This is a genomic window from Mycobacterium sp. NPDC050441, from assembly GCF_040655355.1.
Taxonomy (GTDB): Bacteria; Actinomycetota; Actinomycetes; order Mycobacteriales; family Mycobacteriaceae; genus Mycobacterium.
Genome location: NZ_JBFAJS010000003.1, coordinates 623,839 through 648,586, shown reverse-complemented (window position 1 = coordinate 648,586; position 24,748 = coordinate 623,839). Strand labels below are relative to the sequence as shown.

The window sequence follows — 24,748 nt, the reverse complement described above, 5'->3', positions numbered from 1 at the left end:
CCGACAGGCCCCGCGCGCGTCCAAATGTCGATGGAACCCATCCGCGCACCGCACGCCTCTCGCGAGCGCCCCGCACCGGAGTCGCCGACCACAGAGGTGGTGATCGACGCACCGCCCGCGCTGCCACGTCACAATCCGGTCAGCCCGCTGACCAGGTTGTTGCCGCTGCTGGTCGTGGCCGCGATGGGCGGCATGGTCGCGGTGTACGTCACCTCTGGCGCCGCCGCCACACGGGGTCCGGCCACCATGATGTTCCCGATCATGATGGCCATGTCGGCGATCGGCACGGCCGCCTACAGCATGAAGAACGGCGGTCGCGCTCAGCAGCTCCACCGGGACCGCGGTGAATACCTGCGTTACCTGGACGGGATCGACACCGCGGCCGGTGAATCCGCCCGCATCCAATGGCTGCGCCTGAACGCCGCACATCCCGAGCCGGGGTGCTTGTGGACGCTGGCCGGTGGCGAGCAGATGTGGCGACGCGACCCCGATGCCCCGGGGTTCGGTGAGGTGCGGATCGGCGTGGGGGAGAGGCTGCCGTCCACCAGGCTGATCGCCGGTGGCGCCGACCCCGGGCGTGAAGTCGATCCGGTGACGGCATCGGCTCTGGCACAACTGATCCGGCGTCACTCGACAGTGGCAGGTGTCCCGGTGACGGTGAACTTGCGCGGCCTCGGGCACGTGACGGTAGGCGGGCCGATCGACCCGGCGCGGGCCTTGCTGCGCGCGGTGATCTGCCAGCTGGCCACGGCACACAGTCCGCGTTACGTCCGCATCGCCGCGGTCGTCGACGTATCGACGGCAGGCGAATGGGAATGGTTGAAATGGCTTGATCACCACTGGCATCCCGATGGCCACGGTGGGCCGGCCGCGCTGCGGCTGCGCAGGCTCACCGACCTGCCGGCCACGGAGCCGCCGGTACACGCCGTCGTCATCGTCGATTCCGCCACGGCCGGCCCGGCAGTGTCGCTCCCCGGTGCGGGCGTCACCGTGCTCACCCTCGCGGCTCATTCCGGGATCGCCACCGCGGACCTGCATCTGGAACTCGAGGCGGACATGGTGCGATTCGGTGGCACCTCGGCGCGGCCCGACCGGATGAGCCATCAGCAGGCCGTCACGTGTGCCCGGTGGTTGGCGCGATGGCATTGCGCGACGGTGCCCGGGGCCGCCGGCTGGCCGGAGCTGATCGGTATCGACGACCCGGCCCGCTTCGATCCGCCGAGCGTTTGGACGACATCGGATCCGCAGCGATTCCTCCGGGTTCCCGTCGGTCGATGTGCCGACGGCACCCCGCTGCACCTCGACCTCAAGGAGGCGGCGCACAACGGCATGGGCCCGCATGGGCTGTGCGTCGGTGCCACCGGATCGGGGAAGTCGGAGTTTCTGCGCACGCTGGTGCTGGGGCTGATCACCACACATCCGCCCGAGGCGCTCAACCTCGTCCTCATCGATTTCAAAGGCGGGGCAACATTTCTCGGCCTTCACCGGGCACATCATGTCAGCGCGTTGATCACCAACCTGGCCGAGGAGGCGCACCTCGTGGCCCGGATGGCCGATGCGCTGGCCGGCGAGATGACGCGCCGTCAGGAACTGCTTCGGGCGGCCGGGAACCTGGCCAACATCGGGGAGTACCGGCGCCGCACCGATCTTCCCGCCCTACCCGCGCTGCTGATCGTGGTGGACGAGTTCTCCGAACTGCTGCAGCAACACCCGGATTTCGCCGAGTTGTTCGTGGCGATCGGCCGGCTCGGGCGATCGCTGGGCATGCATCTGCTGTTGGCCAGCCAGCGCCTCGACGAAGGCCGGCTGCGTGGGCTGGAGAGCCACCTGTCGTACCGGGTATGTCTGAAGACGTTCTCGCCCAGCGAGTCCCGATCGGTGCTCGGAATCGCCGATGCGTACGAGCTACCGAATACGCCAGGCGCGGCCTACCTGAAGACACCGTCCGGCGAGGTCCTCAGGTTTCAGACGGCATTCGTGTCGGCGACAGGCTCATTGCCCGAACAATTGCCGGCGGCGCCGCAGGAGACACCGGGGCCCCGGCGTTTCGCGGCGTCCTGGATGTCGGCTGGCCGCAACCCTTCCACCTCCGCGACGGCGACCGTACTGCAGCAGGTCGTCGACCGGCTGGCCGGGTACGGCACACCGGCACACCGGGTGTGGCTGCCGCCGCTGCCGTGTGCCATCCCGCTCAGTGATGTCCTGTTGTCGGATCCCGATCCACTCGACGTCGCGATCGGGCTGATCGACCGGCCCTTCGAGCAGCGCCGGGACCGACTGATGGTGTCGTTGGGCGGCGCCCGGGGCAACGTGGCGATCGTCGGTGGTCCCCAATCCGGAAAATCCACGGCTGCGAAGACTTTGGCGGTGGCGCTGGCCGCCACCCACCATCCCCGAGACGTGGCGATCTACTGCCTGGACTTCGGTGGCGGAACGTTGAGTGCACTCAAGGCCCTGCCGCACGTCGGCGCGGTTGCCGGACGTGCCGATAGCGACCTCGTCCGGCGCACGGTCGCCGAGATGCACGCCCTGGTCAACGCCCGTGAGGCGCGATTCACCGCCCTTGGCATCGGTTCCATGGCTGAATACCGGGAGCGTCGTGACGCCGGGGAGATCGATGATCCCCGGGGCGATGTGTTCCTGATCATCGACGGCTGGTCGACGTTCCGCGCCGAGTTCGACGCTCTGGAGCCGACGATCACCGCGCTTGCTGTGCAGGGGCTTTCGCTCGGCATCCATGTGGTGGCGACCGCCTCGCGGTGGGGGGAGTTCCGTCCCGCGCTCAAGGACCAGCTGGGAACCCGCATCGAGTTGCGGCTCGGCGATCCGGCCGAGTCCGAGATGGACCGCAAACGCGCCCGTCAGTTGGCCCAGGGCGCACCGGGGCGTGGGCTCACCCCGGACGGCCGTGAGTTGTTGATCGCACTGCCGCGGTTGGACGGCACGCCATCCGACACCGGCATCGGTGCGGCTCTGGCACGGATCGGGGACACCCTGCAGGACCAGCACGGCGAGGCCCGCGCGCCGGATGTCCGGCTGTTGCCGGCGTGCGTGGGTGGGCACGAACTGCGCCCGGTGTCTCGCATCCGACCCGCCACCGAGGTGCTGCTGGGGCTCGGTGAACGCGAACTCGCGCCGGTGTTGGTCGATTTCAACGCTCAGCCCGATCTGGTGATCTTCGGTGACACCGGATGCGGCAAGTCCACCACGCTGCGCGTCCTGTGCTGCGACCTGGCGGCGGGCAACGACCCGGCGAGCGTGCAACTGCTCATCGTGGATTTCCGCCGCGCGCTGCTGGGCGCGGTGGAATCGGAGCATCTGGTGGGATACGCCGCGTCGGTCGTGGCGTTGGACGCGGCGCTTCCGAGAGTGCTTGAGACGCTGAAGAACCGGATGCCGGGACCCGAGGTCACCCAGCAGGCGCTTCGCGATCGCTCGTGGTGGACCGGCCCCGAACTCTATGTCGTGATCGACGACTACGACCTGGTGGCCGGAGGCGGATCGAATCCGCTGTCACCGCTGTTGAATTACCTGCCGCACGCCCGTGACCTCGGACTGCACCTGCTGCTGGCCCGCCGTTCCGGCGGTGCGGCGCGGGCGATGTTCGATCCGGTGCTGGCCGCGGTCAAGGACCTCGGCTGCATGGGCCTGATGATGAGCGCCGGTCCCGACGACGGTGTGCTGCTGGGTTCGGTACGGCCGATTCGCCTTCCACCGGGGCGCGGCACGCTGATCACCCGTGCGGCACCCGATCAGCTGGTGCAGGTCGCCCTGCCCGGAGGGGACGAGGCGCGGTGACGTCGACCGTCGTCGAGGTGGGGCCGGTGACCGTGCGCGGACCCGGCCCGGTGTCGGCGGGCCTCGCCGAAGTCGCGGTCGCCGGTATCGACGACGAGATCGCCCTGGTCGACGACGAACCGGTTGCGGTGTCGGATCTGTGGGTCGAGGTTCTCGACGCGGCCGGTGCGGGGGCACGGGCGCTCACCCTGGTGTGCCCGACCTGGTGGACGGCCGAGCGTTGTGACCGCGTGCGGAGTGCCGCCATCGATTCTGAAGTTGTGGTGATGCAGCGGGTTCAGGCCCTGAGCACATCCCTGACCGGTACGTCCTCGGTGGTGGTCGAGATTGCCGATGAGCTCGTCATGGTGTCGGGTGTTCCTGCCGGAGGTGTCGCACTGGCCCGCCACGCGGAGTGCGATGTGAATCCCGGCGCGGTGGTACGCGCGGTGGTGGGGATCGCCGGCACGTCGGCAGAGGTGGTCGTCGACGCTCCGGCAGAGGTGGCCGGAGCTGTGACGTTGGGCAACGCGGTGGTGGCTGCGCTTCGCCGTCGTGGCGTGGTGGTGACCGTGGCCGACACCCGGACCTGGTGCGACACGCTCGTCGCGCCGGACACCCCGGTCGACGAGCAGATCGGCAGGCGGATACGGAATGGCAAGATCGCGCTATGCGCCACTGCGGCTTCGGCGCTGGTGCTCGGTGGGATCGTCTTCGCCGCTTGGAACGGCTCCGCGGACAATCCGTCGATGACGGTTCTCGTCGAGGGCCGGGTAGGTATGCAGATCCCGGCCGACTGGACCGCTCGGCGCGTCACGGACGGACCGGGATCGGCCCGGGTTCAGGTGGTTTCGCCGAACGACCCGCAGATGATGATTCATCTGACCCAGTCCGGTGTCGGTGACGGCACGGTGGCCGACACCGTGGGCCGCGCCCTACAGGAGCAACCGGCGGGCGTGTTCGTCGACTTCGATCCGTCCGCGGTCGTCACTGCCCGTCCGGTGGTCAGCTATCGGGAGGTCCGAACCGGGCGGGAGATCCGTTGGGCGGTGTTCGTCGACGGTGCCGTGCGGATCGCGGTCGGGTGCCAGAGCGCGCCGGGACGCGATGAGGCCGTACTCCCGGCCTGCGAGGCGGCCATCAGGTCCGCGCATGCGATGTTCTGAAATCGGGTGGAACCAAACCGGGCCGCGGTGCGTCGAATTGTTATATCCCGCAAGACAAGACCGGAAGGCCAGAGGACATGCCACCAGGACTGACGGGGCCGTTGGGCACCGATTTCGAGGTAATGACGAGCGTGGCCGGCCGGATCGACGTGCTCAACGACGATGTCCGGGCCATGCTGCAGACCTTTATCGGAAAGATGAGCAGTGTGCCGCCCACGGTGTGGGGCGGTGTGGCGGCCGCGCGGTTCCGCGACGTGGTGGACCGCTGGAACGGCGAATCGCTGACGTTGCACACCACGCTGGGCCGTATCGCCGAGACCATCCGGACCAACGAGCGCACATTGCGTGCCGCTGCCGACACTCACGCGCAGCGGCTGGGCGCCGTCGGCGACGGTATCTGATCGGCATCGACCATGGATCACGTGCTGTCATACGACTTCGGCGAGATCGAGTACTCGGTTCGCCAGGAGATCCACACCACGTCGAGCCGGTTCAACGCCGCCCTCGATGAATTACGTTCGCAGATCGCGCCTTTGCAGCAGGTCTGGACTCGTGAGGCTGCGCAGGCCTACGCCGTCGAGCAGGTCCGCTGGAACGAGGCCGCGGCGGCCCTCAACGAGATCCTGTTCTCCCTGGGCAATGCGGTGCGCGACGGTGCCGACGATGTGGCCGCGACCGACCGCAGCGCGGCCAACGCATGGGGAGTCTGAGGTCGGTCAGCCTGAAAGACATGTGCGGTCCCGCTCGGTGGAGAGGACCGAGCGGGACCGCACACTTTATTGTCTGGTTCCGGCTAGCGGCCTGAGCCGGAGTCGCGGCGGGGACGGCGGGGCCCACCACCGCGCTGTCCGCCTGCGCCGGCACCGGATCGGGCTGTCGGCGCGCCACCGCCGTTGCGGGAGGACCCGTTGGGGCGGTTGCGCTGCGGCTGGCCCGACTTGCCCGGCTGCCCGGACCTGTTGCCCTGACGCCGCGGCGCCGGAGCCGCCTGGGCGACCGGCTCGGTACGGATCGGATCACCGAAAACCCGGTCTCCGGGGGCGATCTCACGAAGCACCGGATGGTCGATGCCGTTCACGCGGGTGATCGTGGGCTTGACCCCGGCCTTCTTGGTCAGGGTGCGCACGTCGGAAACCTGCGCGTCGTGCATGAGAGTGACCACGGTGCCCTCGTTCCCGGCGCGGGCGGTGCGCCCGGACCGGTGCAGGTAGGCCTTGTGCTCGACCGGCGGGTCGGCGTGCACGACGAGGCTGACATCGTCGACGTGGATACCGCGGGCGGCGATGTCGGTGGCGACCAGCACTGCCGCCGATCCGTCGGAGAACGCCGTCAGGTTGCGGGTACGGGCATTCTGGGACAGGTTGCCGTGCAGCTCAACTGCTGAGACGCCGCGCGAATTGAGTTGGCGAGTCAGGTTTTTCGCGCCGTGCTTGGTGCGGGCGAAGACGATGGTGCGGCCCGGCGCTGCGGCCAGATCGGCAACCACGTTGACCCGTGCGGCGTTGTCCACGTGCAGCACGTGGTGAACCATCGCGGTCACCGGTGACTGTGCCGAATCGACACTGTGCACCACCGGGTCGTGCAGATAGCGCTTGACCAGCACATCGACGCCGGCATCGAGGGTGGCCGAGAACAGCAGGCGCTGGCAGTTTTTCGGGGTGCGGTCCAGCAGTCGCTTCACGCCGGGCAGGAAGCCGAGGTCGGCCATGTGGTCGGCTTCGTCGAGCACGGTGATCTCGACCGCGGACAGGTCGGCGTGGCCGGACCGCATGTGGTCTTCGAGCCGGCCCGGGCAGGCGATGACGATGTCGACGCCTCCCCTGAGCGCGGAGATCTGCGGGTTGGCGCCCACGCCACCGAAGATGTTGACCGACCGCAGGCCGGTGGCCTTGGCCAGCGGGGCCAGCGAGGCCTCGATCTGGGTGACAAGTTCGCGGGTCGGCGCCAGGATCAGCGCGCGGGGCCGGTTCGGTGCCCGGCGGGTGCCGCTGGTCGCCAACCGCGCCACCAGGGGCAACAGGAACGCGTAGGTCTTGCCGGACCCGGTCCGGCCGCGGCCGAGCACATCGCGGCCTTTGAGGGAATCAGGCAGGGTCGCCGCCTGGATCGGGAAGGGGGACTCGACGCCGTTTCCGGCGAGGGTGGCGACGATCTCGGCGGGCAGGCCGAGCTCGGCGAAAGTAGGCACAGCGGTGCCAGGGGTTTCTTGGACAGACAAAATGAAAGCTCCGAAAATAGAGGGCGGTCGTCCTGCCCGGCGCGAGTGACATCTCGCGGCGCTCGGTTGACGATCGAGAAGGCGGCAAAGGCAGAACAGACAAGCCGCCGTGCCCCAACTATACGGGTAAGGGGCTGGATTCCCCGATTCCCCGCGGTTGACCAGTGGGTGGGATCCATCACAGATTGGGCAGGTCAACTATCCTGGGCGATACGCGTGAATGCCATGTCAATGGCCCGACGCCGGGAGAGATGATCACCGTGGCCGCATCGAGGAACGCGGGAGGCCGGATGTCAGCCCGGGCACTACCCGCGAAGGTGCGCGCTATCCATGACCTGTTCATCGGGGGCCAGGTGGACGCCGCTTCCCTCGATTCCACCCCGGTGCGCCGCGTCATCGTGGAGAGCTGGCAGCGCAGCCTGGCCACGGGTGTGGACCCCGATCTGGGTACCCGGGCGGCGGCGGCCGCGGCCGCGCTGACCGAGTTGCGCAACACCCACCCGCTGGCGCCCACGCTGCCGCTGATCCGTCGACTCCTGGTCAACGATGCCATCGACTCCGGAGTGGTGGTGGGCATCACCGCGGCCGACGGCACCCTGCTCTGGGTCGAAGGTGACCCCGGCGTGCGCCGCAAGGCCGAGGCGATGAACTTCGTGCCCGGGTCCGACTGGAGCGAACGGGTGGCCGGGACGAACGCGCCCGGTACCGCGCTGGCGCTGGACCGTGAACTGCAGATCCTGGGGTCCGAGCACTTCTCCCGCACTGTCCACTCCTGGAGTTGTACCGCGGTGCCCGTGCACGACCCCGCGACCGGGGTGCTGCTGGGCGCCATCGACCTGACCGGCGGGTCCGCGGTCGCGACGCCGCAGACATTGGCACTGGTCAGAGCCACCGCCGTCGCCGTCGAGAACCAGTTGGCCCTGCTGCGGCTCACCGGACCCGCAGCCCCGGCGGCGGCCGAGGGCGCCCGGTTGACCGTGCTGGGCGCCGACCGCCCGCGCTGGCAGGTGAGCGATGCCGCAGGCCCGCCGCAGTCCAGTGCGCTGACCGGCAGGCACGCCGACATCCTGGTCCTGCTGATCCGGCACCCCGAGGGGCTGAGCGCCGATCACCTGGCAATGCTGCTCGACGACAAAGACCTAGACGTGGTCACCGTGCGGGCCGAGGTGTCGCGGCTGCGCCGGGTCATCGGCAGCACCTACATCGAGTCGCGGCCCTACCGCCTGATGGCGCCGGTCGCCAGCGACATGGGTGACGTGTACGACGCGCTGCAGGCCGGGAATGTCTCGGCCGCCCTGGACGCGTATTCGGGGGCATTGTTGCCGCAGTCGGTCTCACCTGCCATCGCGCGGCTGCGCACCGAGCTCAGCGCCGGCCTGCGCGAAGCGGTGCTGACCGGGGGTGACCTGGGCCTGCTGCGGCGGTGGCTGGCCCTGCCCGACGGTCGTGACGATCGACAGGGCTGGCGGGTGTTGCACGACCATGCCCAGGCCGATCCGGTGGCCAGGGCGCAGGCCCGTGGTCATCTGGCCGGGATCGACGCCGAACTGGGCTGATTCCCGGCCTCGCAGGGATGGACATCCCTGCTTCGGGGGTGTGCAACGTTCCATTTATCGGTGCAACTGTGCTGCAACCTACTGCTGACTACCTTTAGTGACTACCGACACATTTCGGTGTCCGAATGCAGGAGATTGCCATGACTGTTTATGCCCGTCCGGGTGCCGAAGGCGCCCTGATGTCGTTCGAGGCCCGCTACGACAACTTCATCGGCGGACAGTGGGTCGCGCCCGCCGAGGGTCGCTATTTCGAGAACCCGACGCCGGTCACGGGTCAGGTCTTCTGCGAGGTGGCCCGCTCCACCGAGGCCGACGTCGAGAAGGCTCTGGATGCTGCGCACGCGGCCGCGCCTGCGTGGGGCAAGACCTCCCCGGCCGAGCGCGCCGTCATCCTCAACAAGATCGCCGACCGCATCGAGGAGAACCTCGAAGCTGTGGCGCTGGCCGAGTCGTGGGACAACGGCAAGCCGATCCGCGAGACGCTGAACGCCGACATCCCGCTGGCGGTCGACCACTTCCGGTACTTCGCCGGTGTGCTGCGCGCCCAGGAAGGTTCGCTCTCGCAGATCGACGAGGACACCGTCGCCTACCACTTCCACGAGCCCCTCGGCGTCGTCGGCCAGATCATCCCGTGGAACTTCCCGATCCTCATGGCGGTCTGGAAGCTGGCCCCGGCACTGGCCGCGGGCAACGCGGTGGTGCTCAAACCCGCTGAGCAGACCCCGGTTTCGGTGCTGTTCTTGATGTCGGTGATCGGTGACCTGCTGCCCGCCGGTGTGATCAACGTGGTCAACGGGTTCGGTGTCGAGTGCGGCAAGCCCCTGGCTTCCAGCAACCGGATCGCCAAGATCGCCTTCACCGGTGAGACCACCACGGGGCGGCTGATCATGCAGTACGCCAGCCAGAACCTGATCCCGGTGACCCTGGAGCTGGGCGGCAAGAGCCCGAACATCTTCTTCTCCGACGTGCTGGCCGACGCCGACGATTTCCAGGACAAGGCCCTGGAAGGGTTCACCATGTTCGCCCTGAACCAGGGCGAGGTGTGCACCTGCCCGTCGCGGTCGCTGATCCAGGCCGACATCTACGACGAGTTCCTGGAATTGGCCGCCATCCGCACCAAGGCGGTGCGTCAGGGTGATCCGCTGGACACCGAGACGATGATCGGTGCCCAGGCCTCCAACGATCAGCTGGAGAAGATCCTGTCCTACATCGAGATCGGGAAATCCGAAGGCGCCCAACTGATCACGGGTGGCGAGCGGGCGGACCTCGGTGGTGATCTGAACGGCGGGTTCTACGTGGCGCCGACGATCTTCACCGGCAACAACAAGATGCGACTCTTCCAGGAGGAGATCTTCGGTCCGGTCGTGGCGGTCACCTCGTTCACCGACTACGACGACGCCATCTCGATCGCCAACGACACCCTCTACGGCCTGGGCGCCGGCGTGTGGAGCCGCAACGGCAACACTGCCTACCGCGCCGGCCGGGACATCAAGGCCGGCCGGGTATGGACCAACTGCTATCACCAGTACCCCGCACACGCGGCGTTCGGCGGCTACAAGCAGTCCGGTATCGGCCGGGAGAACCACAAGATGATGCTCGACCACTACCAGCAGACCAAGAACCTGTTGGTGAGCTACGGGAACAAGGCCCAGGGGTTCTTCTGACGAGCGCTTGCGCGAGGAACCGGCAGGCCTGATCCGTTGAGCCGCTGAGGCCCCACGATCCACCGTCGAGTGTGAAGCTGTTGCGACATCTGACCCGCACGCTCGCAACAGCTTCACACTCGCGGTCCTTCTTCCGAATACCCGAACCCGGCGCCCGTCGAATCGAACGGATACGTCGGAACACTTTGTGCTGCAATAAATATGGTGATCACCACCGCTCGCCTGATCGAGTTTCCCGATGGGGTGGACAGACTGGCCGCCGAGGGTGATACTCATCTAGCAAAGGTTGGTAAATCGACCTTTAACCTCGCGCCGATGGGTGGAGGGCTTGACCGCCACGAACCGGCGTCACATACCAATAGCGTTGTCAATGAAGGAGTTTGAAATGGCGGGTGTGGAAGAACACCTGGAGAGCGCTGACTATCTGCAGAAACGTCAGCTCAAATCCGGAAGCGCGGGCTGGCTGCTGCTGGCCGGCCTGGGCGTCAGTTATGTGATCTCCGGCGATTTCTCGGGCTGGAACTTCGGCCTCGAGCAGGGCGGCTTCGGCGGTCTGCTGATCGCCGTGGTGGTGATCGCCGCCATGTACTTCTGCATGGTGCTGGGTCTGGCCGAGCTGTCCTCGGCGCTGCCCGCGGCCGGCGGCGGCTACACCTTCGCCCGCCGCGCGCTGGGGCCCTGGGGCGGTTTCGCCACCGGCACCGCGATCCTGATCGAATACTCGATCGCACCCGCGGCGATTGCCACCTTCATCGGCGGCTATGTCGAATCGCTCGGACTGTTCGGCATCCACAAGGGTTGGTGGGTCTACCTGGCGGCGTTCGTCATCTTCATCGGGATTCACCTCGCCGGCGTCGGTGAGGCATTGCGGTTGATGTTCGTCATCACCGCGGTCGCGCTGCTGGGCCTGGTCATCTTCGCCGTGAGCGCCATCGGCAGCTTTGATGTCGCCAACCTGACCGACATCGCCCCCGACGCCGCCGCAGCGGGTGCTTCGAGCTTCCTGCCGCACGGTTACCTGGGCATCTGGGCCGCCATCCCGTTCGCCATCTGGTTCTTCCTGGCCGTCGAGGGCGTCCCGCTGGCCGCCGAGGAGACCGCCAACCCGGAGCGCAACGTGCCGCGCGGCATCATCGCCGCGATGTCGGTCCTGATCCTCACCTGCGTCACGGTGCTGTTCCTCACCACGGGAGCCGGTGGCGCGGAAGCGATGTCGACTGTGGATGATCCGCTGGTGCAGGCCCTCGGTGGTACCGGGTTCGCCGCCAAGGCGGTCAACTACATCGGCCTGTTCGGGCTGATCGCGAGCTTCTTCTCGATCATCTACGCCTACTCCCGGCAGACGTTCGCGCTGTCACGGGCCGGCTACCTGCCCACCAGGCTGTCGGTGACCAACAAGCGCAAGGCCCCGACGCTCGCGTTGATCGTCCCGGGTGTCGTCGCCTTCCTGCTGTCGCTGACCGGTCACGGTGACCTGATCCTCAACATGGCGGTGTTCGGCGCGGCGTTGAGCTACGTGCTGATGATGATCAGCCACATCGTGCTGCGGGTGCGCGAGCCCAACATGCCGCGGCCGTACCGCACGCCCGGCGGCATCGTCACCACGGGCTTCGCCCTGGTCATCGCGGTCGTGGCGCTCATCGCGACCTTCGTGGTCAGCCCAGTCGCCGCGGGCCTGTGCCTGGCTGTGTTCTGCGCATTCATGCTCTACTTCGCGCTCTACAGCCGCCATCGTCTGGTGGCCAACTCGCCCGACGAGGAGTTCGCGATGCTCGCGGAGGCGGAGAGTGCCCTGAAATGAAGTACCACCAGCAGGTCTCGGGGGTGAACTACAGCTTCGACGGTCTGGTCGAAGTGATGGCCAAGGCCACCCCGCTGCGCTCCGGCGATCAACTCGCCGGCTGCGCGGCCGAGCACGACGGCGAACGCGCCGCGGCCGCCTGGGTGCTCGCCGACCTGCCGCTGGAGGTCTTCCTCAACGAGGAACTGGTGCCGTACGACACCGACGAGGTGACCCGGCTGATCATGGACAGCCATGACCGCCAAGCCTTTTCGGAGGTCTCGCACCTGACCGTCGGCGGGCTGCGGGACTGGCTGATGGACACCGCGGCGCATGATCACAGTGCAGAGCGGCTGGCCGCCGTATCCCCGGGGCTGACCCCGGAAATGGTTGCGGCGGTCAGCAAGATCATGCGCAACCAGGACCTGATCGCGGTGTCGGCCGCCGCGGAGGTGACCGCGGCGTTCCGGACCACGGTCGGCGCCCGCGGCACCCTCGCCACCCGGCTGCAGCCCAACCATCCCACCGACGACCCTCGGGGGATCGCGGCGGCGGTGCTCGACGGGCTGCTGTTGGGCTGCGGTGACGCGGTGATCGGGATCAACCCGGCCACCGACTCGCCGCAGGCCACCGCCGACCTGCTCTACCTGCTCGACTCGATCCGCACGCGCTACGACATTCCCGCCCAGTCGTGCGTGCTTTCCCATGTCACCACCACGATCGGGTTGATCGAGGCCGGGGCGCCGGTGGACCTGATGTTCCAGTCCGTCGCGGGCACGGAAGGGGCCAACTCCGCATTCGGGGTCGACCTCCAGCTGTTGCGGGAAGGCAACGAGGCTGCGCGCAGCCTGGGCCGCGGCACCGTCGGCGACAACGTCATGTACCTGGAGACCGGTCAGGGCTCGGTCCTGAGCTCCGGCGCGCACCTGGGGGTCGGCGGGAAGCCCGTGGACCAGCAGACGCTGGAGGCCCGCGCCTACGCGGTCGCCCGTGACCTGCAACCGCTGCTGGTCAATACGGTCGTCGGGTTCATCGGACCGGAGTATCTGTACGACGGCAAGCAGATCATCCGGGCCGGACTGGAAGACCACTTCTGCGGCAAGCTGCTCGGCCTGCCGATGGGGGTGGACGTCTGCTACACCAACCATGCCGAGGCCGACCAGAACGACATGGACACCCTGTTGACGTTGTTGGCCGCGGCGCAGGTGGCGTTCGTCATCACCGTGCCCGGCGCCGACGACGTCATGCTGGGCTACCAGAGCCTGTCGTTCCACGACGTGCTGACCACCCGGCGCACGCTCAGGCTGCGGCCGGCCCCCGAATTCGAGGCCTGGCTGCGCAGAGTCGGCATGGTCGATGACTCCGGCAAGCTGACCCCGTTCGACCTGGAGCGTTCGGTGTTGCGGTCGCTGACTTCGGCGGAGTTGTCATGAACACGAACGAGCTTGCGGTTCAAGAGTTCTGGGATGAACTGCGCAAGACGACACAGGCCAGGATCGGGCTGGGCCGGGCAGGTAACGCACTGCCCACCCGGCGGGTGCTGGAACTGGCGGCGGCACATGCCGCCGCGCGCGACGCCGTGCACGTTCCGCTGGACGTCCACAAACTCACCGCAGACGTCCGGGCGGTGGGCATCGGTGAGCCGACGGTGGTGACCAGCCGCGCCACCTCACGCGACGAGTATCTGCGCCGCCCGGATCTGGGCCGCGAGCCCGCCGACGGAATGCAGGTGCCCGACACCCCGGCCGACATCGGCTTCGTGCTGGCCGACGGGCTGTCGCCGACGGCCCTGGATCGCCACGGCGCAACGCTGCTGGCGGCGTTGGTGGCCCAGTTGCAGGACCGCCACACCCTGGCCCCGCCGGTCATCGCGACGCAGGCCCGCGTCGCGCTCGGGGATCACATAGCGGCTCAGGCCCACATGCGGACGGTGCTCGTGATCATCGGGGAGCGGCCCGGTCTGAGCGTCGCCGACAGTCTCGGCATCTACCTCACCCACCTGCCGATGCCCGGCCGCACCGACGCCGACCGCAACTGCATCTCCAACATCCACCCGCCCGACGGTCTGGGATATGACGAGGCCGCGCGGGTGGCGGCCGGACTGGTCGACGGTGCGCTGGCGCTGGGCCGCTCCGGCGTCGACCTGAAGGACACCTCACGGACCTCGGCGCTCGGCACCCCGGGTGTCGTCGAACTCACCTGACAGGAACCCCTTGATGACCTCACGCGCACCGCTGTCCCTTCTCGTCGCCGCGGTGACCGCGGTGCTGACCGTCGCCGGGTGCGGCTCCGGCACCGAGTCGTCGCAGTCGTCGGGCACCTCGGCCGCCACTCCCGCCGCCGGCTGTCGCACGCTGGCCGAGAACCCCGGCTGGTACGGCGACAACCGGGACCGGATCGACGCGATGCTCGCCGAGTTGGGAACCTGCGGGGCGAACGGGTCGGTGGCCGACGGTGCGCCGCTGGCGCTGTTCGACTGGGACAACACCGTGGTCAAGAACGACATCGGTGACGCGACGTTCTTCTGGATGGTGCGCAACGGCAAGCTGCGGGCGCCCGCCGGCGGTGACTGGTCGAGCACCAGCCCCTACCTCACGCCGCAGGCCGCGGCGGCCCTCGGCAAGGCGTGCGCCGCCGCCAAACCCGGCCAGCCGATGCCGACCAACACCGATCTCGGCTGCGCCGACGAACTGCTGTCGGTCTACACCGACGGTGAGACGCGCGCCGACGAGCCGGCGTTCGCCGGGTTCAACGCCCGCCGGTTCGAGCCGTCATACGCCTGGGCCGCGCAGATGCTGGCCGGCTGGCCCGAATCCGAGCTGACCGGTTTCGTCGAGACCGCTCGCAAGGAGAACCTCGACGCGCCCGAGGGCACCGAGCAGAAGGTCGGCAGCGGTGACGAGACCGGCTGGGTGCGCTACTACCCGCAGATGCGCGATCTGGTGGAAACCTTGCGCGCCAACGGTTTCGACGTCCGCATCATCTCCGCGTCGGCTGAGCCGGTGGTGCGCGTGTGGGCGGCCGATCTCGGTTTCACCCCGGACAAGGTGATGGGTGTGCGGACCGAGCGCGACGGCGCCGTGCTCACGTCGAAGCTGGTGCCGTGCGGCGGCGAGACGGCCATCCCGTACATCGAAGGCAAGCGGTGCCGCGTCAACGAGGACGTCTTCGGCGTCAAGGGACCCGCCGCGTTCGAACAGCAGCCCGAGGCGAAACGCGCGGCCTTCGGCGCCGGCGACTCCGACACCGACGTCACGTTCCTCACCGATGCGACGGCCCTGCGGCTGGTGCTCAACCGCAACAAGACCGAGTTGATGTGCACGGCCTATGACAACTCCGACGGTCGCTGGGTGGTCAATCCGATGTTCATCGATCCGAAGAAGAAGCAGGGCGACCCGTACGAGTGCACGACCGAGGGCTACATCGAGCCCAGCGGTAAGGAAGCGCCGCTGCACCGCGCCGACGGAACTGTGGTGCCCGACCAGCAGGACTCCGTGTCCTGACGGTCGCGCCGAGTGTTGGCTTGTGTTCGAGATTTCTGGAGAATCTCGAACCCAAGCCAACACTCGTCAGCAGGGGGCACCGGCGGATCGCAAGGCGGCCCGAGTGCGGGCGATGATCGCGCCTTGGCGATACCGCAGCAGGTCGGCGCCCACTCTGACGATGCGCCACCCGAGCTCCTGATACTCGACGTTCTGATCTATGTCGCGAGTGCGCTGCTTCGGATCTGTCCAGTGTTGGATTCCGTCGTATTGGACGCCTGGACGCCCACCTTCCATTCCGGCCATCCCATGTCGATGCGACCCACTTGCTGTCCGTGGTCGAACACCTCGATCTGCGTGTGCGACGGACGCATGCCCGCCTCGGTATACAGCAGACGGAGCCGCGTTTCCTGCGGTGATTCGGCGCCGTCGTCGGCGAGGCCGAGTACCTGCCGCAGCTGGACAACGCCCCGAATGCCACGGTGACGATCGACGAGCGGCGTTACGTCGCAAATCTTCAGGCGAGTGGCCTGTATGAGCGCGTCGACGCGGATGACGGCCACGGTGAGTCCGCGGCGCCGGCCCAGATCGAACGCGGTGCGTTCCGGTGTGGTCGTTCGGATGCCCCGGACCAGGCAGGTCTCGTCGTCAGCCAGCCTGTCGCTGTGTATGTGAATGCCCGGAGGCTGAGAGCGACTCGGCTGGTTGAGTTCGGCCGGGTGCCCGGCGTCGATCCACAATGAGCCTTGAAGAGCGGCGGCAGACAACCCCACCGCGGTCGCTTTTCGGTCCGACCACAGCCAGGCCGCGACGGCTTTGTCCAGTGGAGTTAGCTTGGTTCCTCGCGGGGCGTAGACGTTGCGGAACACCGCGTCATAGCGGGTGCGCAGCTGGTACCGGTTGAGCTGGCCGGACGCCAGCGCCTCAGTGCCCAGAAATGGCATGCGAATAGGACGTTGGGTGATGCCCACCGGTTCCCGCGTGTGCAGGGCGCGTTTTGACCTGCAGGGACGCCCGCCGGTAAGCTGCTCCGTTGGTGTGTGCCGTCCTTTTGGGCGAGCGGGTCCCGGGTCAACGTCGGTCGCCGGGAAAACCGAGTACACGCGCCGCGACCGGCACCCGGATTATCTGGGACTCAACCCGAGAAGAAGAGGTAAGCGCTGTGCCTACGTACACGCCGAAGGCGGGTGACACCACACGTTCGTGGTACGTCATCGACGCCCAAGACGTGGTGCTCGGCCGGCTCGCCGTCGAAGCAGCCAAGCTGCTGCGCGGCAAGCACAAGCCGACATTCACGCCGAATGTCGATGGTGGCGACTTCGTCATCGTCATCAACGCCGAGAAGATTGCCGTCAGCGGCAACAAGCTCACCAAGAAGTTCGCTTACAGCCACTCGGGTTACCCGGGCGGTCTGCGCAAGCGCGCCATCGGTGACCTGCTGCAGAAGCACCCGACCCGCGTCGTCGAGAACGCGATCCTCGGCATGCTGCCCCACACCAAGCTTGGTCGGCAGATCCAGAAGAAGCTCAAGGTCTACGCCGGTCCGGATCATCCGCACGCCGCGCAGCAGCCGGTTCCGTACGAGATCAAGCAGGTGGCCCAGTGACCGAAACGATTGAGAACGGCGACGTCGTCGAAGCCGTGACCGAGACCGTCGAGGTGGAGGTCGAGCAGGAGCAGGAGCAGGAGCACCGCGAGCCGGTCATCATCGACCGTCCGATCCAGACCGTCGGCCGCCGCAAGGAGGCTGTGGTTCGGGTGCGCCTGGTGCCCGGCACCGGCAAGTTCAACCTGGACGGCCGCACGCTCGAGAACTACTTCCCGAACAAGGTGCACCAGCAGCTGATCAAGGCCCCGCTGGTGACCGTCGACCGTGTCGAGCACTTCGACATCTACGCCCACCTCGATGGTGGCGGCCCGTCGGGACAGGCCGGTGCCCTGCGCCTGGCCATCGCCCGTGCGCTGATCCTGGTGCAGCCGGAAGACCGGCCCGCACTCAAGAAGGCCGGGTTCCTGACGCGTGACCCGCGTGCCATCGAGCGCAAGAAGTACGGCCTCAAGAAGGCCCGCAAGGCGCCTCAGTACAGCAAGCGCTGATCTGTCGCCTTTTGGCCGAACGAACCCGCCGGGTGTGTCACGTACACACCCGGCGGGTTTGTTTTTTGCTCGTTGACCTGCGTCGATCTCTACGCCAGCGCCGTCGTTTCGCCCCAATCCACGACCCTGGTGTCGAAAACGGCGCGCGGCCGCTCACAACTTTTTCCGAGATTGGGGTTTGAAGGCGGACCGTGCGTGGAAGACCACTGGGCGGAGAGCAGGGGGCCGCTTTGCGTCAGCAGGGTTGTGCCCGCAGGACCTTCCTGCCACCGGTAGGCGTCGTTCCGACGTCGGGGGACCGGGTGCCGCTGTCCCATCGGAAGGAGTAATTGTGGGGAACTTCGCGAAGACAGCGACTGCGGGCGCGGTGCTCGGCGGATCGCTGCTGTTCACCGTCGGCGTGGGTATCGCCAATGCGGCGCCCGACACTGCCGGAGACGGCAAGGTCAACCTCACCCTCGGCAACGTCTCGGTCCTGGAGAACGTCGATGACGCCGCGGCCGCGCAGATCGCGGCTGGGGTGTGCGAGAACACCGACACGGCATCGTTGACCACCGCGGTTCAGGGGGTCGATGCGAACAGCACCGACCACGTGGTCTGCACCAACAACCTCGGGACCATCTCGTTCAGCCAGAACGGCACCACTGAGCGCCCGGGCGGGGTCTCCCAGGGGACCGCGCCGCACAGCCTTGCGCCGACGACGGCACCCACCATGGCGCCGGGAGGCAGCCACTCGTCGTCAGACACCGGCTCTAACTAGCGATCTGTCGCCGATCACCGCCCGTGCCGGATCCGCGGGCGGTGATCCGGTTGATCTCGAACGAGTATCAATCCGGCGCCGGGATGGTCGCTGACCTCGTCGGTTGTGTTTACGGCGGACAATTATGAGAAGTTTAAGGGCATGGGTCGACTGTTCGGCACCGATGGGGTGCGCGGGGTCGCCAATCGCGATCTGACTGCCGAACTGGCAGTGGCACTCGGTTCGGCGGCTGCGCGGCGTCTCGGCAATTCTGGGGGTCCAGGCCGGCGGGTCGCCGTGGTGGGCCGTGATCCGCGGGCCAGCGGCGAGATGCTGGAAGCCGCGGTGATCGCCGGTATCACCAGCGAGGGTGTCGACGTCCTGCGGGCCGGTGTGCTGCCGACGCCTGCGGTGGCGTATCTGACCAGTGCTTATGACGCGGATTTCGGGGTCATGATCTCTGCGTCGCACAATCCGATGCCCGATAACGGCATCAAGATCTTCGGTCCGGGCGGGCACAAGCTCGACGACACCGCTGAGGACCGCATCGAGGAACTGGTCAACGCCGGGCCCGGGCTGCGCCCCACCGGGGCCGGTATCGGCCGGGTGCTGGACGCCGAGGACGCGTTGGACCGCTACCTGCGGCACGCAGGGAAGGCCGTCACCACCCGACTGGAAGGCCTCACCGTCGTCGTCGACTGCGCGCACGGCGCGGCGTCGGCGGCCGCTCCCCGGGCCTATCGGGCCGCCGGAGCCAATGTCATCGCGATCAACGCCGAACCCAACGGCCTCAACATCAACGAGGGCTGCGGATCCACCCACATGGAGGTGCTGCAGGCCGCCGTCCTCGAGTACGGCGCCGATCTGGGGCTGGCCCACGACGGCGATGCCGATCGGTGCCTGGCAGTGGACGCCGCGGGCCAGGTTATCGACGGTGACTCGATCATGGTGGTGCTGGCGCTGGCCATGCAAGAGGCGGGCGAGCTGGCCTCGGACACGCTGGTGGCCACGGTGATGAGCAATCTGGGCTTGCACCTGGCCATGCGGGCGGCCGGTATCGAGGTCCGGACCACCGGCGTCGGGGACCGCTACGTCCTGGAGGAACTGCGGTCCGGCGAGTTCTCACTCGGTGGTGAGCAGTCCGGACACATCGTGTTGCCCGGCTTCGGGACGACCGGCGACGGCATCGTCACCGGCCTGCGGCTGATGTCTCGGATGGCCCAGACCCGCGCTACGTTGGCTGCGCTTGCCGAGCCGATGCGCACGTTGCCGCAGGTACTGATCAACGTTGCAGTCGAGGACAAGGCGGCGGTGGCCAAGGCGCCGTCCGTGCAGTCCGCCGTGGCCGAGGCCGAGGCCGAGTTGGGTGACACCGGCCGAATCCTGTTGCGGCCCTCGGGTACTGAACAGGTGGTTCGGGTGATGGTCGAGGCTGCCGATGAGAACACGGCCCGGATGGTCGCGGTTCGGGTGGCCGATTCGGTCAGCGGCCAGTCGGCCTGAGGGAACCGGACGGTGCCCGGCTGCGTCTAAACCGGGCATGGGAGATGTAACTGCCGCCAGTCTCGACGGCGTGGCACTGGCGTCCGTGGCCGCCGGATACGACGCCGTTGCCGACGATCTCGATTCCGTGGTGCGTGACCGCCTGCGCGGGCCGGTGTTCGACGGTGCCTCCGCCGGGCACACCCACGTCGCGGACGGGGACGCGGTGCGGACCGCCGTGGACGAGGTGACGGACGGGTTGCGTCGGTGGTCACGGGCCAGTGCCGAGGTCGCCGCCGTGCTGCGCAGCTCGATCGATCGGTACGCGGTTGCCGACGCGCGCGCCGCGGCCCGGGTGGGTTGAGCCGTGGCGGCAAGCCTCGACGTCGCGGCCCGGTTGGATGAGGGGCAGGCTGCTGTCGACACGATCGCCGAATACGTCTGGGCCTGTCACCTGCTGGGCTTCGTCCACCCCGATCTGACCCGCTACCGCTATCAGGTGCACGACTGGTATGGCGCCGAGGACGGACTGGACCTGCGGGCGCTGGATGCCGAATGCGCATCACTGGCCGCCTCTGCTGCCGTGGCCGAGCAGGCATTACGGCTGCAGGACAACCACTTCCAGAATTTGTCGCAGGCATGGCAGGGTGCCGGGGCTCGGGCGTCGACGGATTTCCTGGCCCGGCACGCGGCCTCGGCGACGCAGGTCGCTGCCGGGATCCGCGGCGCCGCAGCCACATTGACCCGCTTGCGCGACAAGCTGTGGGATGCTGTGGACGCCAAGGCCTCCGCCGCGCTCCGGATCGAGGAGCGTCAGGCCGGGCAACGCGGCACCTGGCTGGCGGCGGTTCGGACGGTGAGCACCGGTGTGGGAGACCGCTCGGTGGCCAGTGAGCTGATCGACACGCAGGTGAAACCCTTTGTGTTCAACGACATTGGCGGGGACTGGTTGACGGCGATGCGCGGCACGACGCGTGCGGTTGCCGATTCGTACGCGCAGGCGGTCGCCGCGTTGCGAGCCGAGACGCTACCGGTGTTCGGCATTCCCGGGGAGCTGGGGCCGGTCTGGCTTCCGTCGAGCGCACCTGCGGGCCCCGCCGTGGCCTTGGCCGCTGACGCAGCTGACCGGCCTTCGGCAGGCGGTGGGGGTGGGGGATTTGTCGCGGCTCCGGCGAGCGTGCCTTCGTTCTCGGCCCCCGCGGCGACCGTGCCCGCCGGGATTGCACCCGGCGCTGCGGCGGCCGGGCCTGAGCCGATCGTCCCGGCGGCAGCACCCATCGAGTCGGCGGCCCCCGGCTTGGCCTCGCCTGCAGGATTGGGCCAGGGCCTCGGTGGCGGTGGACTGCCCGGTCTGGGTGGCATGCCTGACATCGGTTCCGGCTTGGCCGGTTCCGGACAGCAACTGGCCGATCTGCTGGGCGGGTTGATCGGGTCGTCGGCCGAGGACCTGCCCGCCGATATCGGTGACCTGAAAGACGACGACATCGATCCGCCGGCAGAAGATGACGCACACGACGAGGTCGAAGACGGCACCGACGAGGGCAGAGACACAGATGACGTTGCCGACGAGACCACGGCCGACGAGGACGAGACCGATGACACCGCCGAGGCGCAACCTGCGGGGCCGGAGGATTCTGGTGCGGAAGTGACTGAACCACAGCCGGATCTACCGCCGGCGGCCACGGAGGTGCCCGAGCCCTTCACCCCGCCGCCTGTGCCCGGGCCCGCTGCCGCACCGCTCGCCGCGCCGGCCGGTGACACGCCGTGTGCGATCGCCGCCGACGAGCTACCGCAGGTCGGCGGCTAGATCTGCGTCGACCCAGATTGCGATCCCTGCCAGTGGGACTTTGGGGGCCGAAGTGGACCCCTGAGTGTTAGACCTGGTTGTGACGTGAACCACAGTCACCGCGAAACTTCCGAGGGGGTCCTTGATGACGATGGAATCCGAGTGCGAGGTGCGCGAGATAGAAGCCGAAGCACCGCCGACGCGTTTTGCTCGTGGCTGGCACTGCCTCGGACTGACTCGCGACCTCGGCGACGGGAAACCACACGCGATCAACGTATTCGGGCAGAAGCTTGTCGTATTCCGCAGCGGTGACGGCAGGATCAACGTGCTCGACGGATACTGCCGACACATGGGCGGTGATCTGTCCCAAGGTCAGGTCAAGGGCAATGAGATCGCCTGCCCGTTCCACGACTGGCGGTGGGGCGGCGACGGGCGCTGCAAGAACGTGCCGTACGGCAAGCGTGCCCCTCGACTGGCCCGCACCGCCACCTGGACCACCCTTGAGCAGGACGGGATGCTGTTCGTCTGGAACGATCCCGAGGGGAAACCCCCGCCGGCCGATGTGACGATTCCGCGCATCGACGGTGCCACCAGCGATGAGTGGACCGATTGGCATTGGTACACAACGGTCGTCAATGCCAATTGCCGTGAGTTGGTGGACAACGTGGTGGATATGGCGCACTTCTTCTATGTGCACGGATCGATGCCCACCTACTTCAAGAACATCTTCGAAGGCCACATCGCAACCCAGTACATGAACGCGGACACCCGTGCCGACCGCGACGATGTCGGCGGCTCGGCGATGCTCGGCACCACATCGGTGGCGTCGTATTACGGACCCGCGTTCATGATCGATGATCTGACGTACCACTATCCAGAGGCCGATCATCACAGCGTGCTGATCAACTGTCATTATCCGATCGACGCGAATTCGTTTGTCCTGCAATACGGCATCATCGTCAAGAAAGCCGAGGGCCTGTCCGGCGAGCTGGCCATGCAGAACGCCATCGCACTGGGTGACTGGGTCAAGATCGGGTTCGAACAGGACGTGGCGATCTGGAAAACCAAGGCTCGCATCGACAACCCGTTGTTGTGCGAGGAAGACGGGCCGGTATACCAGCTGCGCAGGTGGTACGAACAGTTTTACGTCGGCGCCGACGATGTGGCGGCCGACATGGTCGACCGGTTCGAATACGAGATCGACACGACGAGCGCTCAGCATGCGTGGACGCAGGAGATCGAAGACAACATCGCTGCCCGCGCCACTGAACCGGTGCGATGACCATCCGCCTCGACCCTCGGCTCAACGAAGTGCCGATGATGCCGGTGTCATGCCGAAGCTGCGGCGCAGTCGTATTGGCACGCAAGAGCAGTTGGCAACAAACCAGCGTGCAATGGAATGCCGCAGCGTCGGGCAGGTGCCCTCAGCGCCGCGACGCTGAGGCGCTGGGCGGCCACGGCAACCGTGGATTGTTCCTCGGTTGCAGCTCGATGCGGGCTTCTGTCGAAACAGCCGCCGTCGACGGGGTATTGCCCCTGGCAGACGAACCTTCGATCAGGTGGGGATCGACCCGAGCAGGGTGATGCCGTCGCGGATCGCCGCCTCACCGATGCCGCCGTATCCGATCACGAGTGCGGGTGGCGCGGCGTCGGGGTCGGCCCAGTGCGCACGCGCGCCCGCGAGGATCAGGCCCCGTTCCCGGGCGGTGCGGATCAGTGAGTCCTCGTCGGTGCCTGCGGGCAGTCGCAGGTAGACGTGCAGCCCCGCGGCGATCCCGCGGGGTTCGGCCTGTGGCAGTGATGCGGAGATTGCCGCCAGGGTGGTGTCGCGCCGCCGGCGGTAGATCGGCCGGACCCGGCGAAGGTGACGGGTGAGGCCCCCGGTCTCCACGAATCGGGACAGGGCGAGCTGTTCGAGGGTCGAGTTCCCCATGTCGTCGTAGAGTTTCTCGTTGATTACGTCGTGAACCAGCCAGGGCGGCAAGGCAATCCAGCCCAGCCGGAGGGACGGGGTCAATGTCTTGCTGATACAGCCCGCATAGGCGACGCGATCGGGCGCCAAACCCTGTAAGGCGCCGATCGGAGTCCGGTCGTACCGGAACTCCGCGTCGTAGTCGTCTTCGATGATCAGCGCCTCGCGGCGGTGGGCCCACGCGATGAGCGCCGCCCGGCGCTCCGGGCTCAGTGCCGCCCCGGTCGGATAGGAATGCGCGGGAGCGACCAGCACCGCGCCGACGTCGAGTTCGGTGAGCCGATCCACGTCGAGTCCGTCATCGTCGACCGGTACCGGCAGGGCCCGCAGGCCCGTGTTCACGATGGCCTCGCGATGGAAGGCGAATCCTGGATCCTCGACCGCGATGGCCTCATGGCCCCGGGCGCGTAGCGCGCGGGCCACCAGGACCACCGCCTGGGTCAGGCCGGAGGTGATGAGTAGATGCGCGGGTGTCGTGGCGACGCCCCGGACGCGTGCGAGGTAGCCGGTGAGGGCCCCGCGAAGTGCGCGTGCGCCCAGCGGGGCCGGGTAAGACAGTTGATCGTTCGGGGTGTCGGCGAGCGCGCCGCGATAGTGGCGCAGCCATTCCGCGCGAGGGAACAGCGCGGGATCTGGAACACCGCCGAGCAGCGGAATATACCGCGAGGCAATGTTTTTGGCGTGGGATGGCTGGGGTGCAGCGACCGGCCGCACCCGGGTGCCGGATCCTTGTCGCGTGGTCAGATAGCCGTCCGAGGCGAGAAGTTCGTATGCGGACACGACGACGCTCCGTGCCACCCCGAGCTGTTCGGCGAGGATGCGCGACGGCGGCAGCAGGGTCCCGGACGCGAGCCGGCCGTGCTGAATCGCGGTACGCAGCTGGTGCTGGAGCTGTGCGGCGAGTCCGTCGCGCGAGGACCGGTCCAGGGTGAGCAGCAAATCCGGTGGGAAACCCGAATCCGCGGAATTGGTCTGTTCAGAATCGGGCAGATTGGATCCTGACACATACCAATTCTAGGTCCACTCTGG

The 24,748-nt window shown here is 67.7% G+C and carries 21 protein-coding genes and 1 pseudogene; 19 read left to right on the top strand and 3 right to left on the bottom strand.

Features of this window, described 5'->3' with window-relative positions:
• Nucleotides 1-24 precede the first annotated feature (24 nt).
• The 4 genes from eccCb (at nt 25) to AB0I14_RS12165 (ending at nt 5,653) form a co-directional block, all read left to right on the top strand.
• A complete protein-coding gene (eccCb, locus tag AB0I14_RS12180; RefSeq protein ID WP_358020828.1) occupies nt 25-3,798 on the top strand; it encodes a type VII secretion protein EccCb in 3,774 nt (1,257 codons plus the stop codon).
• Nucleotides 3,795-4,943, top strand: coding sequence for a type VII secretion-associated protein (locus AB0I14_RS12175; protein WP_358020825.1), 1,149 nt, complete (start codon nt 3,795-3,797; stop codon nt 4,941-4,943). The genes eccCb and AB0I14_RS12175 overlap by 4 nt, the downstream gene beginning before the upstream one ends.
• A gap of 77 nt (nt 4,944-5,020) precedes the next feature.
• Entirely contained in the window at nt 5,021-5,344 is a 324-nt protein-coding gene (locus AB0I14_RS12170) for a WXG100 family type VII secretion target (protein ID WP_358020822.1), read from the top strand.
• A 12-nt stretch (nt 5,345-5,356) separates the two neighbouring features.
• Nucleotides 5,357-5,653 carry a WXG100 family type VII secretion target gene (locus AB0I14_RS12165; RefSeq protein WP_358020819.1) on the top strand — a complete coding sequence of 99 codons (297 nt, stop codon included), beginning with the start codon at nt 5,357-5,359 and terminating at the stop codon, nt 5,651-5,653.
• An 83-nt stretch (nt 5,654-5,736) separates the two neighbouring features.
• Here AB0I14_RS12165 and AB0I14_RS12160 read toward each other — a convergent pair whose 3' ends face one another.
• The gene (locus AB0I14_RS12160; RefSeq protein ID WP_358020816.1) at nt 5,737-7,131 is read right to left on the bottom strand and encodes a DEAD/DEAH box helicase; all 1,395 of its coding nucleotides are present in this window, start codon (nt 7,129-7,131) and stop codon (nt 5,737-5,739) included.
• 281 nt (nt 7,132-7,412) lie between these two features.
• On the opposite strand from AB0I14_RS12160, the gene AB0I14_RS12155 reads away from it, so the two are divergent.
• The 7 genes from AB0I14_RS12155 (at nt 7,413) to AB0I14_RS12125 (ending at nt 15,664) form a co-directional block, all read left to right on the top strand.
• A complete protein-coding gene (locus tag AB0I14_RS12155) occupies nt 7,413-8,717 on the top strand; it encodes a GAF domain-containing protein (RefSeq protein ID WP_358020813.1) in 1,305 nt (434 codons plus the stop codon).
• A 140-nt stretch (nt 8,718-8,857) separates the two neighbouring features.
• Nucleotides 8,858-10,381 (top strand): aldehyde dehydrogenase, encoded by a 1,524-nt coding sequence (gene adh, locus AB0I14_RS12150; RefSeq protein WP_358020810.1) that lies wholly within the window; start codon nt 8,858-8,860, stop codon nt 10,379-10,381.
• Nucleotides 10,382-10,585: 204 nt separating this feature from the next.
• Nucleotides 10,586-10,765: a hypothetical protein gene (locus AB0I14_RS12145; protein ID WP_358020807.1), complete on the top strand. Its 180-nt coding sequence runs from the start codon at nt 10,586-10,588 to the stop codon at nt 10,763-10,765.
• Nucleotide 10,766: 1 nt separating this feature from the next.
• On the top strand, nt 10,767-12,182 hold the full coding sequence (gene eat / locus AB0I14_RS12140) for an ethanolamine permease (protein WP_358020804.1): 1,416 nt from the start codon (nt 10,767-10,769) through the stop codon (nt 12,180-12,182).
• Nucleotides 12,179-13,594 carry an ethanolamine ammonia-lyase subunit EutB gene (locus AB0I14_RS12135; protein WP_358020801.1) on the top strand — a complete coding sequence of 472 codons (1,416 nt, stop codon included), beginning with the start codon at nt 12,179-12,181 and terminating at the stop codon, nt 13,592-13,594. Before eat ends, AB0I14_RS12135 begins: the two co-directional genes overlap by 4 nt.
• On the top strand, nt 13,591-14,364 hold the full coding sequence (gene eutC, locus AB0I14_RS12130) for an ethanolamine ammonia-lyase subunit EutC (RefSeq protein WP_358020798.1): 774 nt from the start codon (nt 13,591-13,593) through the stop codon (nt 14,362-14,364). Before AB0I14_RS12135 ends, eutC begins: the two co-directional genes overlap by 4 nt.
• Before the next feature lie 13 nt (nt 14,365-14,377).
• Nucleotides 14,378-15,664 (top strand): haloacid dehalogenase-like hydrolase, encoded by a 1,287-nt coding sequence (locus AB0I14_RS12125; protein ID WP_358020795.1) that lies wholly within the window; start codon nt 14,378-14,380, stop codon nt 15,662-15,664.
• A gap of 66 nt (nt 15,665-15,730) precedes the next feature.
• On the opposite strand, the pseudogene AB0I14_RS12120 reads toward AB0I14_RS12125, so the two are convergent.
• Nucleotides 15,731-16,587, bottom strand: a pseudogene (locus AB0I14_RS12120) (hypothetical protein).
• 218 nt (nt 16,588-16,805) lie between these two features.
• Here AB0I14_RS12120 and rplM point away from each other — a divergent pair.
• The 8 genes from rplM (at nt 16,806) to AB0I14_RS12080 (ending at nt 23,331) form a co-directional block, all read left to right on the top strand.
• Complete coding sequence (rplM, locus tag AB0I14_RS12115) at nt 16,806-17,249, top strand: 50S ribosomal protein L13 (protein WP_166902801.1); 444 nt, start codon at nt 16,806-16,808, stop codon at nt 17,247-17,249.
• A gap of 53 nt (nt 17,250-17,302) precedes the next feature.
• On the top strand, nt 17,303-17,740 hold the full coding sequence (gene rpsI / locus AB0I14_RS12110) for a 30S ribosomal protein S9 (RefSeq protein WP_358021279.1): 438 nt from the start codon (nt 17,303-17,305) through the stop codon (nt 17,738-17,740).
• A 331-nt stretch (nt 17,741-18,071) separates the two neighbouring features.
• Nucleotides 18,072-18,500, top strand: coding sequence for a hypothetical protein (locus AB0I14_RS12105; RefSeq protein WP_358020792.1), 429 nt, complete (start codon nt 18,072-18,074; stop codon nt 18,498-18,500).
• A 141-nt stretch (nt 18,501-18,641) separates the two neighbouring features.
• Complete coding sequence (gene glmM / locus AB0I14_RS12100) at nt 18,642-19,982, top strand: phosphoglucosamine mutase (protein WP_358020789.1); 1,341 nt, start codon at nt 18,642-18,644, stop codon at nt 19,980-19,982.
• Nucleotides 19,983-20,052: 70 nt separating this feature from the next.
• Nucleotides 20,053-20,325, top strand: coding sequence for a type VII secretion target (locus AB0I14_RS12095; protein WP_358020786.1), 273 nt, complete (start codon nt 20,053-20,055; stop codon nt 20,323-20,325).
• Nucleotides 20,326-20,328: 3 nt separating this feature from the next.
• Complete coding sequence (locus AB0I14_RS12090; protein WP_358020783.1) at nt 20,329-21,768, top strand: hypothetical protein; 1,440 nt, start codon at nt 20,329-20,331, stop codon at nt 21,766-21,768.
• A 124-nt stretch (nt 21,769-21,892) separates the two neighbouring features.
• Entirely contained in the window at nt 21,893-23,029 is a 1,137-nt protein-coding gene (locus AB0I14_RS12085) for a Rieske 2Fe-2S domain-containing protein (RefSeq protein ID WP_358020781.1), read from the top strand.
• On the top strand, nt 23,026-23,331 hold the full coding sequence (locus tag AB0I14_RS12080) for a ferredoxin (protein ID WP_358020778.1): 306 nt from the start codon (nt 23,026-23,028) through the stop codon (nt 23,329-23,331). Before AB0I14_RS12085 ends, AB0I14_RS12080 begins: the two co-directional genes overlap by 4 nt.
• Here AB0I14_RS12080 and AB0I14_RS12075 read toward each other — a convergent pair.
• Nucleotides 23,303-24,724 carry a PLP-dependent aminotransferase family protein gene (locus tag AB0I14_RS12075; RefSeq protein WP_358020775.1) on the bottom strand — a complete coding sequence of 474 codons (1,422 nt, stop codon included), beginning with the start codon at nt 24,722-24,724 and terminating at the stop codon, nt 23,303-23,305. The genes AB0I14_RS12080 and AB0I14_RS12075 overlap by 29 nt on opposite strands.
• Nucleotides 24,725-24,748: the final 24 nt, after the last annotated feature.